14 protein-coding genes are annotated in these 11,979 nt (G+C 47.9%); 8 read left to right on the top strand and 6 right to left on the bottom strand.

What is annotated here, in order from left to right:
• Positions 1 to 4: 4 nt before the first annotated feature.
• The 4 genes from AB8S08_RS08945 to AB8S08_RS08930 form a co-directional block, all read right to left on the bottom strand.
• Positions 5 to 481, bottom strand: coding sequence for a DUF4426 domain-containing protein (locus AB8S08_RS08945; protein WP_313933077.1), 477 nt, complete (start codon positions 479 to 481; stop codon positions 5 to 7).
• A gap of 42 nt (positions 482 to 523) precedes the next feature.
• The gene (locus tag AB8S08_RS08940; RefSeq protein WP_369742544.1) at positions 524 to 1,060 is read right to left on the bottom strand and encodes a YggT family protein; all 537 of its coding nucleotides are present in this window, start codon (positions 1,058 to 1,060) and stop codon (positions 524 to 526) included.
• Positions 1,061 to 1,122: 62 nt separating this feature from the next.
• Positions 1,123 to 1,950 (bottom strand): pyrroline-5-carboxylate reductase, encoded by an 828-nt coding sequence (proC, locus tag AB8S08_RS08935; RefSeq protein ID WP_110076396.1) that lies wholly within the window; start codon positions 1,948 to 1,950, stop codon positions 1,123 to 1,125.
• A gap of 23 nt (positions 1,951 to 1,973) precedes the next feature.
• Entirely contained in the window at positions 1,974 to 2,660 is a 687-nt protein-coding gene (locus AB8S08_RS08930; protein WP_110076421.1) for a YggS family pyridoxal phosphate-dependent enzyme, read from the bottom strand.
• Between the two features lie 34 nt (positions 2,661 to 2,694).
• On the opposite strand from AB8S08_RS08930, the gene AB8S08_RS08925 reads away from it, so the two are divergent.
• The 3 genes from AB8S08_RS08925 (at position 2,695) to tsaD (ending at position 5,927) form a co-directional block, all read left to right on the top strand.
• Positions 2,695 to 3,729, top strand: a complete 1,035-nt coding sequence (locus AB8S08_RS08925; RefSeq protein ID WP_110076395.1) for a type IV pilus twitching motility protein PilT — start codon at positions 2,695 to 2,697, stop codon at positions 3,727 to 3,729.
• Positions 3,729 to 4,844: a PilT/PilU family type 4a pilus ATPase gene (locus AB8S08_RS08920; protein WP_369742543.1), complete on the top strand. Its 1,116-nt coding sequence runs from the start codon at positions 3,729 to 3,731 to the stop codon at positions 4,842 to 4,844. The genes AB8S08_RS08925 and AB8S08_RS08920 overlap by 1 nt, the downstream gene beginning before the upstream one ends.
• A gap of 63 nt (positions 4,845 to 4,907) precedes the next feature.
• Entirely contained in the window at positions 4,908 to 5,927 is a 1,020-nt protein-coding gene (tsaD, locus tag AB8S08_RS08915) for a tRNA (adenosine(37)-N6)-threonylcarbamoyltransferase complex transferase subunit TsaD (RefSeq protein WP_369742542.1), read from the top strand.
• Here the strand turns inward: tsaD and plsY are convergent, their stop codons facing one another.
• A complete protein-coding gene (gene plsY, locus AB8S08_RS08910) occupies positions 5,928 to 6,560 on the bottom strand; it encodes a glycerol-3-phosphate 1-O-acyltransferase PlsY (RefSeq protein WP_110076392.1) in 633 nt (210 codons plus the stop codon).
• Between the two features lie 96 nt (positions 6,561 to 6,656).
• Between plsY and folB the strand changes: the two genes are divergently transcribed.
• Genes folB through AB8S08_RS08895 form a run of 3 tightly spaced genes read left to right on the top strand, consistent with a single transcriptional unit; the run spans position 6,657 to position 8,374 of the window.
• Positions 6,657 to 7,010 (top strand): dihydroneopterin aldolase, encoded by a 354-nt coding sequence (gene folB, locus AB8S08_RS08905; protein ID WP_110076391.1) that lies wholly within the window; start codon positions 6,657 to 6,659, stop codon positions 7,008 to 7,010.
• A complete protein-coding gene (gene folK / locus AB8S08_RS08900) occupies positions 7,007 to 7,555 on the top strand; it encodes a 2-amino-4-hydroxy-6-hydroxymethyldihydropteridine diphosphokinase (RefSeq protein WP_369742541.1) in 549 nt (182 codons plus the stop codon). Before folB ends, folK begins: the two co-directional genes overlap by 4 nt.
• A 24-nt stretch (positions 7,556 to 7,579) precedes the next feature.
• Positions 7,580 to 8,374, top strand: a complete 795-nt coding sequence (locus tag AB8S08_RS08895; protein ID WP_369742540.1) for an undecaprenyl-diphosphate phosphatase — start codon at positions 7,580 to 7,582, stop codon at positions 8,372 to 8,374.
• 12 nt (positions 8,375 to 8,386) lie between these two features.
• Here the strand turns inward: AB8S08_RS08895 and AB8S08_RS08890 are convergent, their stop codons facing one another.
• Positions 8,387 to 9,502 (bottom strand): CCA tRNA nucleotidyltransferase, encoded by a 1,116-nt coding sequence (locus AB8S08_RS08890; RefSeq protein ID WP_369742539.1) that lies wholly within the window; start codon positions 9,500 to 9,502, stop codon positions 8,387 to 8,389.
• A gap of 176 nt (positions 9,503 to 9,678) precedes the next feature.
• Between AB8S08_RS08890 and AB8S08_RS08885 the strand changes: the two genes are divergently transcribed.
• On the top strand, positions 9,679 to 11,175 hold the full coding sequence (locus AB8S08_RS08885; RefSeq protein WP_369742538.1) for an AAA family ATPase: 1,497 nt from the start codon (positions 9,679 to 9,681) through the stop codon (positions 11,173 to 11,175).
• A complete protein-coding gene (locus AB8S08_RS08880; RefSeq protein ID WP_369742537.1) occupies positions 11,176 to 11,928 on the top strand; it encodes a general secretion pathway protein GspB in 753 nt (250 codons plus the stop codon).
• Positions 11,929 to 11,979 lie beyond the last annotated feature (51 nt).

Raw genomic sequence — 11,979 nt, 5'->3', positions numbered from 1 at the left:
TGAGTTAATTAGCCCAAAACTCTTTGCTAAAACGTAGCTCTTGCTGTTGGTTACCCTGCTTAATAGTAATATAAAAGCGCAGTGTTTCTAGATGTGTGAACTCAACTTGAGTTAGATAATAGACAGCATCACCCTCTATGACCTCTTGAAATTCAAGAGTTTGCTGCATGCTCAACGGGTTCATCACATAACCACTAATAGCAACTTGTTGAGCCGGCTTACCTGCAATATCAGCAGCTAAAACTGCAATATTCACGGTGCCTAGGTACTTACTGCGTTGTAAATTGTACTCTTTAGCCATTTCGGGGCGCAGTAAGGTGGAGTTAAAGGCATTATAGTGGACTTCCCACGGCCCCAGTCGTTTACTTTGCTCAGCTTGGGCTGTTGCGCTTAACAGGGCCAGTAGCCCCAACACCGCAATGCTCAGTAAACGCACCCAGGTACAAGAGCTCAAACCACGGCTGGAACGATGGTAATTCATAATGCAAACCTCTCGATGATTTTTGTACAGCTAGTAATAAGCTTAAATCAGCATGTTACCCAGCAAAATGCGAACAAATTGAATACCTACGATGAGCACTAAAACCGATAAATCAAGCCCGCCAATAGGTGGGATGATACGTCGAATCGGCGCTAAAAAAGGCTCAGTTAACTGCGCGAGCATGGCTGTCATTGGATGATAACCTTGGCTAAACCAGCTCATTAAGGCACGGATCAGCGTGACCCAGAATAAGATCGACAGAAATTGAAACACCACTAAGAACAAACTGCGGATTAATGCTGTGACCACCATAGGTAAAGGCGCATTAATCAGTATTTGTACTAGATAAATCTTAGCTACGGCCACCAGTAACGCCAAGACCACAGCGGCTAAGTCCCACCGACCTAAAGTCGGTAATACTGAGCGCAAGGGTAATACCAGCGGATTACTCACTTTGACCACAAACTGGCTCAGCGGATTGTAAAAATCGGCTCTTACCGCTTGCATCCATACGCGAAGAATCACCACCATCAAAAATAAGTCGAAAACAAAATCAACTAAAAAGGTTACGGCATTCATACTCTCAGTTTACCTTGTATTGGTGAGCCGCAACTTCATCGAGCTGCGGCAGTAGGGTTCGATTAAAACAGTTTAGCCATTTCTTGGTTACGTTGCACTGCTGCTTTGACTGCTTGCGCTGAAATCTTGTCAATCTCAGCTGCTTGATAAACCTCGATACCTTTTGCCGTAGAGCCGCCCTTACTGGTCACTTGCTTGCGTAAATCTTCCAACGAAAGCTCGCTAGCAATGGCCATTTCAGCTGCTCCAAGTGCTGTTTGTTGCACCATCGCTCGTGCTTTGTCAGCATCAAAACCTAATGCCGCTGCTGCTTTTTGTAAGCTTGCCATAAATTCAAAGAAATATGCAGGACCACTGCCAGCTACAGCACCTAGAATGTCTAGTTGATCTTCATCGGCAACCCATAAAGTTGCGCCTACGCCATTAAAGGCTGCAGTGATAAAGTCTTGGTCGGTTTGATCAACGCGGTCATCAGCGACCAAGCCCGACATGCCTTGCCCTACGAGTGAAGGTGTATTAGGCATGACGCGAATCATACGAATCGAGTCACCTAAATACTGTCGATATTTTTCAATACGAATACCTGCGGCGATAGTAACAATCAGTTTGTCGCTAAGGTTAGGTACTTGCTCACGCAGCTGTTGGCAGACTTGCGCCATCAACTGCGGTTTTACCGCAAGCACAATAACATCGGCTTGCGTAGCAACCTGGATGTTATCTTGACTGGTATGAACCTTAAGTTTGTCCTGCAATAGCTGTAGCTTACCTACGCTTGGGTTGCTAACGTAAATAAGCTCGTTGGAATACCCACTTCGGACCATCCCGCCAACGATGCTTTGGGTCATATTGCCGGCCCCAATAAAGGCGATTTTGCGTGGCGTGGTTGTCATCTGTGTCTCCTTGATTATTTGATTTAGTTGGTTCTGGCACCAAAAATAGCGGTGCCAACACGCACCATGGTGGCGCCATGAGCGATGGCAGCGGCAAGATCATTACTCATCCCCATGGACAGCGTATCTATCTGATCATATTGGGTCTGTAATTGTAAAAACAACCGCTGCATGGCGGCAAAGCTATGGGCTTGTTGGTCAGCACTAGCATCGGCTTGGGGAATAGTCATCAAACCGCGCAGCTGCAACTGCGGCAAACTAGCAATCAGCTGAGCCATTTGTTCTAGTTGCGCCGGTGCGATACCCGCTTTACTGGATTCGTCGTCAATATTTATCTGAATCAACACTTGTAACGGCGGGAGATGCGCTGGACGCTGTTGGCTTAAACGGCGTGCTATTTTTTCGCGATCAAGGCTATGTACCCAAGCAAAATGTTCCGCAATGTCTTTGGTTTTATTCGATTGAATGGGGCCGATAAAATGCCACGTAAGCGGTAAATGTTGCAATTGCGTAATCTTCTGTACGCCTTCTTGCACATAGTTTTCACCAAAGTCTACTTGGCCGGCGGCATGGGCAGCAGCAACATCAGCGGCTGGCTTAGTTTTGCTAACGGCCAGCAGTTGTACGCTATGCGGCTGGCGCTGGGCAGCTTGAGTTGCTTGCTTTATTTGGTTGCGGACTTCTTTTATCCGTTCAGCTATGTTATTTATCACTTGCTAACACTCACTATAAAGAGGCCGTTCAATGGATATCACTGAGTTACTCAGCTTTGCTGTTAAACATAAATCGTCAGACTTACATTTGTCAGCAGAGTCACCTCCTATGATACGGGTAGATGGTGACGTTCGTAAAATAAATATCCCGGCCTTATCGCACAAGCAAGTGCAAGAGCTGGTGTATGACATTATGAACGACCGCCAGCGTAAAGAGTACGAACAGAATCTAGAATGTGATTTCTCGTTTGAGGTACCGAATCTGGCGCGCTTTCGGGTTAACGCATTTGTACAAAACCGTGGTGCTGGCGCCGTCTTTCGTACTATTCCTAGCGAGGTTCTTACACTGGAACAACTGGGTGCTCCAGAGATCTTTAAAACGATCTCCGATAACCCTCGTGGACTCGTGTTAGTGACTGGGCCCACCGGTTCAGGTAAGTCTACGACGCTGGCGGCTATGGTGGATTACATTAATGAGAATAAATTTCATCACATTTTGACCATCGAAGATCCCATCGAGTTTGTTCATAAGAACAAACGTAGCTTGGTTAACCAACGTGAAGTGCATCGCGACACCCACAGTTTTAACAACGCATTACGCTCGGCCCTGCGTGAAGACCCTGATGTGATTTTAGTGGGTGAGATGCGTGATTTAGAAACCATTCGGTTAGCCATGACAGCAGCTGAAACTGGACACTTAGTGTTTGGTACCTTGCACACAACCTCTGCCCCAAAAACCATTGACCGGATTGTCGATGTGTTTCCGGGCGATGAGAAACCTATGATTCGCTCCATGTTATCTGAATCACTGCGCGCCGTGATTTCGCAAACCTTGCTGAAAAAGGTGGGTGGGGGGCGAGTTGCCGCTCATGAGATCATGATTGCGACGTCTGCCATTAAGAACTTAATTCGCGAAGATAAAATTGCACAGATGTATTCGTCCATTCAAACGGGTGCTGCCCATGGCATGCAAACGCTTGACCAATCTCTGCAAAACTTACTCAACCAAGGCACTGTAACCCGAGCTGACGCTAAAGCTAAAGCTAATCACAAGGATGCCTTCTAATGTCGGTGTTGGATAAGCTCTTAAAACTCATGGTGGAACGACAAAGTTCAGATTTGTTTATTTCGGCGGGGTTAGCTCCTAGTGCCAAAATTAATGGTGAGCTGCAGTCGTTAGCAGAACAGAAGTTGAGTGATAATGCGGCCTTAGCCATCGTCAAAGAAGCTCTTGGGGATGATCATTTAGAGCAATTTATTACCCATAAAGAAGCCAATTTCGCGATTTTCCGCGAAGGCATTGGCCGGTTTCGGGTGAGTGCATTCTGGCAACGCCAAAAAGCCGGTATGGTAGTACGCCGTATTGTTACCGAGATACCTACAGTAGAGCAGCTTAAACTTCCTAGTATTCTAACCCAACTCATTATGAGTAAGCGCGGTTTGTTGCTAGTGGTAGGGGGCACAGGTACCGGTAAGTCAACCAGTTTGGCGGCTTTGATTGGCTACCGCAACCAGCATTCAAAGGGGCATATTCTGACCATTGAAGACCCCGTCGAATTTGTGCATGACCACGCTCAATGCATGGTCACACAGCGTGAGGTAGGACAGGATACAGAATCGTTTGAGGCAGCGTTAAAAAGCTCGTTACGGCAAGCTCCCGATGTGATTTTAGTTGGGGAGATACGTTCTCAAGAGACTATGGAATACGCTTTAACCTTTGCTGAAACAGGTCATTTGTGTGTGGCTACGTTGCACGCTAACAATGCCAACCAAGCGATAGAGCGGATCATGCAACTGGTGCCGAAAGAGAAGATTCACAAGCTCATGTTTGATTTATCGCTCAACCTACGTGGTATTGTGGCGCAACAGTTAGTTCCCACTACTGATGGGGGGCGTACTGCAGCCATTGAAATTCTACTCAATAGCCCGATCATTGCGGAGAAGATAGCCACCGGTGACATGGGCGAGTTAAAAGAAATCATGGCGCGTTCGCGTGAATTAGGCATGCAAACTTTTGACCAAGCTCTTTATGATCTCTACAAGGCGGGCCGTATTACATACGATAATGCGATGCGTCATGCAGATGCACCAAATGACTTACGCTTGCGGATCAAACTCAGTGGTGAAAATCACGGTGATGATGACAGTTCATTGAAGGGTGTTACCGTTGATCTAGACTGACATCAGTGAGGCTTTAGGCTAAACTAGGCGCCTTTGGTTTGTAGTTAAAAAGGATAAGATTAGATGCGCGTGCTAGGTATTGAAACCTCATGTGACGAAACCGGAATCGCCATATACGACACTGAACAAGGTCTGCTGGCTCATCAACTCTACTCGCAAGTAAAGTTGCATGCTGATTACGGTGGCGTGGTACCAGAACTAGCTTCGCGTGACCATGTAAGAAAAACCCTACCACTTGTTCAAGCCGCGTTGGCACAAGCAAATTTAACCGCAGCTGATATCGATGGGGTTGCTTATACCGCCGGACCTGGACTCGTGGGTGCATTATTAGTAGGTTCTTGTATTGGTCGCAGTTTGGCCTATGGTTGGCAGGTACCAGCCGTAGCAGTACATCACATGGAAGGCCATTTACTGGCGCCAATGTTAGAAGATGATGTACCCGAGTTTCCATTTGTTGCTTTATTAGTATCAGGCGGACACACCCAATTAGTTCGGGTTAATGGTATTGGTGATTACCAGCTATTAGGTGAATCCATTGATGATGCGGCGGGTGAAGCTTTTGACAAAACAGCCAAATTGATGGGCTTGGACTATCCCGGCGGGCCACGATTAGCAAAACTGGCAACCCAAGGCCGACCTCAGCAGTATCAATTTCCGCGGCCGATGACAGATCGACCTGGGTTAGATTTTTCATTCAGTGGTTTGAAAACCTTCGCTGCCAATACTATCGCGGCGTCCGATGGATCCGAGCAAGCCTTAGCAGATATTGCTCGCGCCTTTCAAGATGCAGTGGTTGACACTCTATTGATCAAATGTCGGCGGGCGTTAGAACAAACCCAGCTTAAGCGTTTAGTGGTTGCTGGCGGGGTTAGCGCAAACCAACATTTACGTGATCAACTGCAGCAATTTGCGCAGCGCATTGGTGGCAAAGTCTATTTTCCGCGCGGTGAATTCTGTACTGACAATGGTGCCATGATAGCTTTTGCCGGGGCACAGCGCCTGATGGCTGGCGAGCACGCAGATATTGCCATCAAGACCTTTCCACGCTGGCCATTAGAGCAACTTACGGCCATCACTCGCTAATTAAGATCGGTCGTTGTTGACCTCAGCGTTGTCATCAGGTGGCTGTTGTGGCCGCCTAATGCGACGCTCTTCGCCACTTCTAATACGCATAATATTGGATTGATGCCGCCATAGTATCAACAGCGAAATCATAATGACCGGTACTGTGTATTGTGGCTTGATAAAATAAGCAAAGAACGGCGCTAGGCTCACGGTGACGAGTGCCGCCACAGATGATACCCGGCTAATTCGAAACACCAAAATCCAGGTGGCAATCAGCAAGAGAGCCATTTCCCAAGCAACTGGAAACATCGCACCAAGAGCGGTAGCGACGGCTTTACCGCCGCGAAAGTGAAAGTACAACGGAAAGATATGGCCCAAACAAGCGGCTACTGCAATAAGCCCCAGAAAAAAGGGCTCAATGCCGAGAAAATAAGAACCCCAAACCGGAATCATGCCTTTGAGCACATCAAACCACAGCGTTAATACTGCGGGTAATTTGCCCCCGATTCGATAAACATTAGTAGCGCCGGGATTATGCGAGCCGGCAGTGCGAGGGTCTGGTAAGCCGAACACGCGACATACCAAGACGGCACTACTGATAGAGCCGAATAAGTAAGCTGATAATATCGCCAGTACAATTAATGCACCCATGGTGATTTTTTTCCGGTCCGCTTTCCGTTACTATGCAAAGCCCATAGCATAAGCGCTTTACGCTTAAATTTCTATCAGTTACTGGTATGACAAATCATGGATAAAGTATTCGTAGAAGGGTTGGTGGTTGATGCCTACATAGGTGTGTACGATTGGGAGCATGAAAGCACCCAGCCGTTGGTCTTAGATTTAACTATGGCATGGGATAATGCCAAGGCCGCACGCTCTGAAGATTTGGCCGATGCACTTGATTACGACAGCTTGAGTAAAGCTGTTACTGCGCTCATTCAGCAGCGTCCCAGAGCTTTGATTGAAACCGTTGCAGAAGAGGTGGCCGAGCTTATTCTGACGCATTTCAAGGTGCCGCAAGTGACGGTTAAAGTAGGTAAGCCTCAAGCGGTTAAAGCGGCCCGCCAAACTGCGGTAGAGATCACTCGGAAGGCTTCGTGAGTAGAGTTTTATTAGGTATAGGTAGTAACAAACAACGGCATCAGCATATTCAGGCTGGGGTGCTGGCGCTGTATCAACATTTTGCATCAGCAACGACGCCGATGCGAATCTCACGAGTATTTGAAAGTGCTGCAGTGGGTTTTGTGGGGCAGCCTTTTTTTAACTTAGTTGCAGAAGTTCAGACCCAGTTATCAGTAGCTGAGGTAAATCAAATCTGCAAAGAGATTGAACAGCAGTTTGGCCACAGTGCGGCAGCACCTAAATACAGTCCACGAACCTTAGATATTGATATGCTGTTGTTTGATGACCTGATAAGTCGAGAGCCAGTGCAACTGCCACGCGATGAGATTTTACATAATGCTTTTGTACTCTGGCCTTTAGCTGAATTGGTAGGCTTCTTGCCACATCCATGTACGGGTTTAACTTTTACGCAACATTGGCAACAATACAGTAGCTCTCAACAGTTACAACCTATATCATTTGACTTTGAGCAACTGCCTCATTTGTATCAGGTGACGCCATCAACCCTGATCACCAATAATTAAGCTATTAGCAAGGAACTAATCCCAGTGGATATTATTGAAGCTATTATTCTGGCCCTAGTTCAGGGGTTAACTGAATTTCTTCCAATTTCGAGTTCAGCGCACCTGATTTTGCCTTCGCAAGTTTTCGGTTGGCAAGATCAAGGTTTAGCCTTTGACGTTGCCGTGCATGTGGGAACCTTACTGGCGGTCATCTTGTATTTTCGTCAAGAAGTAGGTCAGCTCCTGGTGGGCTGGGTAAATAGCATGCGTGGTCAACACAACGAACACAGCAGATTGGCGTGGTTAATTATTTGGGCCACTATTCCAGCCGGGTTGGCTGGTTTACTGGGGGGTGATTTAATTGAGAATTTTGCCCGTTCAGCGCTCGTGATTGCCACCACCACTATCCTGTTTGGTTTACTGTTATGGTACGCCGATGTGAAAGCTAGCGAGCGCCAAGGGTTAGCCGGATTGACCTTGAAACAAGCTGTTTTAGTTGGTTTGGCTCAAGCATTAGCACTTATTCCGGGTACCTCACGCTCAGGCATAACCATGACCGCAGGTATGCTGATTGGTCTAACCAAAACCGATGCTGCGCGTTTTTCGTTTTTGTTATCCATACCTGTCATTATTATGGCGGGTGGCTACCAAGGCTTGAAATTAGTGCAACAACCGGCAGCGGTTGATTGGTTAGCCGTATTGACCGGGGTCGGGGTATCGTTTGTCGCGGCTTATTTCTGTATCCATTTCTTTTTACAGATCATTAGCCGTATGGGGATGCTGCCCTTTGTGCTCTACCGCCTAGCTTTGGGTATTATTTTGCTGCTATTTTTTATTTAACTGTAGATAACGTTATCCGCTGGCGAGCTGCCATTCGTTGATCACCTTCGCGTGGCGAGCTGATTGTAGCGCTGTTCCAATTTGAGGGCCTTGTAATGCTTGGCCCTCAGCTTTGGCCGCCTCAATCACAGCAGCTGCGGATAACTTTTGAGCAGCCTCGAAACTGCGCTGAAAAGCTGCCAATACGGGTTCCTTAATTTCGACACACTGCCACACCTTGAGCAGGTTAGTAAGCTGTTCGGGTTGCCGCCATAAATCAAACTGTCCCATGTAAGCGAAAGCCGCGTCGGCATTCCAAGTCGAGCTAGCACTGAGTTGCGCGCGACACAACTTGAGCGCCAGTTGACGATAGCTATTGGGAACCTTCAAGCGTTCACACAACTGCTGCGCTCGTTCAGGGGTCAGCGGATACAGGCTTAGGCAAAAGGCGATGAGAGGATCTGGGGTATCCAACTGACTCAAATAATGACGAGTTAACTTGATAATTGAAGCTGGTTGCAACTCGCTGAACCAAGGAGTTAAGGCGTGGGCATCGCTTAAGACCTGCCAGAATACCGCGGGGGTTGCACTGCTGAGTGCTTTTTCAGTTTCGCGCCAAACTCGCTCAGCACTTAAAGTTGCAAGTTCACCTTGGTCGGCTATGGTTCGCATTAACTCCATAGTTTCAGGAGCAACGGTAAAGCCATCAGCAGCAAAGCGAGCGGCAAAGCGCGCCACCCGTAATACCCGTAACGGATCTTCGACAAAGGCTGGAGAGACATGACGCAGTAACCGTTGCTGCAAATCTGCACGACCATGATAGGGATCAATCAACTCCCCCGAGTCACTTTGCGCTATGGCATTAATGGTCAGATCGCGGCGCATAAGATCTTGCTCCAAAGTCACCGACGGATCAGCTGCGATAGCGAAGCCTGTGTAGCCTTGGCCAGTTTTGCGTTCGGTTCTTGCAAGGGCATATTCAGCCTGCGTTTGCGGATGCAAAAATACTGGAAAGTCTTTGCCTACTTGGCGATAGCCTAAAGCCAGCATTTGTTGAGGAGTAGCACCAACTACCACATAATCACGTTCATGCACGGGCTTACCGAGTAACCTATCGCGCACGGCACCACCTACCAAATATATGTTCATGCCATACTCCTTTAATATTCTCGGTGCATCATCGCTAATCACTGGCAGTGATGCAAGTGAGTGGTTACACTGTAGCCATGCTCGACGCAAAACCTTACTTACAACCATCTAATTATAACAATAAGCGCAGCCGGTACGCCTTGGCTACCTTGATTTAATATAGTGATACAGACAGCATGTATTTGAATTATTTTGGTTTACACACAGAGCCCTTTTCGATCGCTCCAGATCCACAGTTTCTCTATTTGAGTGAGCGTCACCAAGAGGCGCTAGCGCATTTAAGTTATGGATTATCAGGTAGCGGTGGATTTATCCTACTCACAGGTGAAGTTGGTACCGGCAAGACGACGGTGTCACGTGCCCTGTTAGAACAATTACCAGAGCACACACAAACGGCATTTATTCTGAATCCGATGCTGAATTCCCACGAGTTACTAGCTACGTTATGTGATGAGTTTGGGTTGCAATCAGCTGCTCAGCCAAAAAGCCGCAAAGACTCAGCGTCCGGCCCATTAACGGACAAACAACTGACAGACTTGTTGAGTAAGTTTCTCCTGAGTGCACATCAAGCGGGTCAGCAATGTGTGGTGCTGATTGATGAAGCCCAACACTTACAACCCCAAGTATTAGAGCAACTGCGTTTATTAACCAATCTTGAAACCAATCAACAGAAGCTATTGCGAGTTATTTTAATTGGTCAGCCTGAATTGCAAGATCTGCTGCGCCGTCGCGAGTTACGCCAGCTAGCACAGCGGATAACGGCTCGTTATCACTTATTACCATTACAATTGGCTGATACCGAACGCTATATTAATTACCGCTTGCAAGTTGCCGGAGCACAGCGCGGATTGTTTGAGCGCGCAGCGATACAGCGGGTTCATCAAGCAAGCGAAGGGATCCCTCGACGACTGAATCTACTTTGTGATAGGGCGTTACTCGCTGCCTATAACGATCAAACGCAAACGGTGACGGTAAAACATATTAAACAGGCCGTGGTGGAATTGGATGGCGCGCCTGCAGTCACAACCAACTCTCGTAAGTGGTGGATATTGCCGGCAGCAGCAATTCTTGGTGGCGTTAGTGCTTGGCTGGCGTTGTATTTAATGAACCAAGTGAGCACAGATGGCTTAGCAGCGACTCCCATGGATACCACCATGGAAGTATCAGCGCCAAGTGTGTCGACACCCGCTGATTCTGCCGCTGTTCCAGCGATTGTGGCATTAACTCAGGTCTGGCAATTACCAGCACCACCAACAGAAGCAGCCGTGTGTAACTGGGTGGAGCAGTTCCAACTCATGTGTGTTACTGGTACCGCACGTATGGACCAACTGAAACAATTAAGTTGGCCATTATTGCTGCAGTTAGATGCTGGTCAGCACCAGTTTGTTGGCAGTGTGGCAACCCAACCAGAAGCCGGCTGGAATGGTCGTTTTGTTGCCTTTATTCCGCAGCCACCGGGCTATGCTGATGAAGATTCGAGCCTGTACCAGCAATGGTTAGCGCAACAACTAAAAGAGTCTGGTAGTGCTGGTGAACAACCGCTGGTGCACCAGTTACGCCAGGTTCAAATGGCAGCAGGCTTGCCGGTTACGGGCGCGTTGGATGGTATCACTCTGGCTTGGTTAGCGGCGAACAGTCGGCTAGGCGGCCCGCGTTTGCAAGAGGAGCAATAAATGTCTTCAGTATTAAAAGCATTGCAGCGGCAGTCATCGCCACTGGTGCCTCAACCGAATCCCATTTGGTTAGCTAGTGCTACTCAGCCTCGAGGGCCTTATACAGGCCTAGTTGCAGTAGTCTTGGCGCTGCTGCTGTTTGTATTAAGTGCAGCTGCAGTTTGGTGGTGGTTACAGGATAATCAGGCACCTACGCAAGAAACATCAGCGCTGACGCCAATCCCCGGCTTAAACCAAGCAGCAACGCCGCCAGCAACGCCAGCGTATCGATTAGGCGAACCGACCGCTATACGCGTTCCTGTTTGGCCAGAGCCAGTTGCAGTCACAACAGCCGAGCCAGCAACAGTAGCTGAAACCGCTGAAGCAACTGCGCCCATAACAGCTAACGAGGCTAACGATAAGGTGATTTCACAAGGGCAAGGATTGGATTTAAACGCGGTTTCACCCGAGTTACTGGCGGCCTTTGAAGATGCCTTAGCGAGTGGAGAGAATTCGGCGCAACAAAGTGTCGTTCCTACCATTTACGATTTAAACCTGAGTATGCAACGGCAAATTGGCAGTTTTAGTTACGATAGTCATCAATATTCATCTGATGCCACCGCACGCTGGATTGTTCTCGATGGGCGACGGCTCTTTGAAGGAGATAGCTTTGGTGCGGTGACGATTCTAAAAATTTCGCCGGCTCATGTGGTGATGTCAATGAACCAACAAGCTTTTCAGTTACCAGCCTTAGAAGACTGGACAAGACCCTAGTAGATCTGATATTAAAACACCTGTTTAAATTCGTTGTTTGATTTTTTCTGC

Origin of the sequence: Pseudidiomarina sp. PP-1MA (assembly GCF_041200125.1) — a bacterium.
Lineage (GTDB): Bacteria > Pseudomonadota > Gammaproteobacteria > Enterobacterales > Alteromonadaceae > Pseudidiomarina > Pseudidiomarina fusca.
Note: the sequence above shows the minus strand (reverse complement) of the source record. Positions and strands in the feature narration are given on the sequence as shown.

Bases quoted from the DNA above. Each gene is read 5' to 3' on its own strand.
- AB8S08_RS08925 (WP_110076395.1), top strand. From the start codon at position 2,695: ATGGATATCACTGAGTTACTCAGCTTTGCTGTTAAACATAAATCGTCA.
- AB8S08_RS08920 (WP_369742543.1), top strand. From the start codon at position 3,729: ATGTCGGTGTTGGATAAGCTCTTAAAACTCATGGTGGAACGACAAAGT.
- AB8S08_RS08885 (WP_369742538.1), top strand. From the start codon at position 9,679: ATGTATTTGAATTATTTTGGTTTACACACAGAGCCCTTTTCGATCGCT.
- AB8S08_RS08880 (WP_369742537.1), top strand. From the start codon at position 11,176: ATGTCTTCAGTATTAAAAGCATTGCAGCGGCAGTCATCGCCACTGGTG.
- folB (WP_110076391.1), top strand. From the start codon at position 6,657: ATGGATAAAGTATTCGTAGAAGGGTTGGTGGTTGATGCCTACATAGGT.
- AB8S08_RS08945 (WP_313933077.1), bottom strand. From the start codon at position 481: ATGAATTACCATCGTTCCAGCCGTGGTTTGAGCTCTTGTACCTGGGTG.
- AB8S08_RS08890 (WP_369742539.1), bottom strand. From the start codon at position 9,502: ATGAACATATATTTGGTAGGTGGTGCCGTGCGCGATAGGTTACTCGGT.
- AB8S08_RS08940 (WP_369742544.1), bottom strand. From the start codon at position 1,060: ATGAATGCCGTAACCTTTTTAGTTGATTTTGTTTTCGACTTATTTTTG.
- tsaD (WP_369742542.1), top strand. From the start codon at position 4,908: ATGCGCGTGCTAGGTATTGAAACCTCATGTGACGAAACCGGAATCGCC.
- proC (WP_110076396.1), bottom strand. From the start codon at position 1,950: ATGACAACCACGCCACGCAAAATCGCCTTTATTGGGGCCGGCAATATG.
- plsY (WP_110076392.1), bottom strand. From the start codon at position 6,560: ATGGGTGCATTAATTGTACTGGCGATATTATCAGCTTACTTATTCGGC.